At 39.7% G+C, this 499-nt stretch carries 1 protein-coding gene; it reads right to left on the reverse strand.

All coding sequences use genetic code 11. The annotated features are described in order from the left end of the window. Positions 1–499, reverse strand: a 499-nt coding sequence (locus HMPREF2685_RS02655) for a DUF389 domain-containing protein (protein WP_148130438.1), incomplete at both ends; no start/stop codon positions are given.

Raw genomic sequence — 499 nt, forward strand, 5'->3', positions numbered from 1 at the left:
ATCTCCAACAACCGTCAAGACCAATTCATTGTTACTTGACTTGTAGACTTGATTAATAACCGTATAATTGGCGAACTCTTTTCCTACAAACTGTTTGATCCCTTCTTTGCGCGCTTGTTCTATTGTCAGAGTAACTGCCGAATAGCTAGCTGGAAGAATCAACAATACAATCAAAGAAATCAAGCCAATTCTCATTTTAATGCTCAGCTCTTTAAATGAAGTTAAAGGAGATTTTCTCATCAAAATTCTTGTTCCAACAATGTTGATTAGCATGATAAAGACACAGTTGATCAAGAAAAGATAGAGAGCCCCCAATAAAAATCGTACATTCCCATTAGCTAAACCATAGCCAGCAGTACAGATAGGCGGCATCAAAGCTGTAGCAATGGCTACTCCTGGCACGATATTGTTTGCTTCTTTTTTCCTTGAACCGATCACACCAGCAATCCCACCAGCAATAGCAATGAGGACATCCCAAATGGTTGGAGAGGTTCGTGCA

The sequence above is a fragment of the Streptococcus sp. HMSC074F05 genome (assembly GCF_001808725.1).
GTDB classification, from domain to species: Bacteria; Bacillota; Bacilli; order Lactobacillales; family Streptococcaceae; genus Streptococcus; species Streptococcus parasanguinis_I.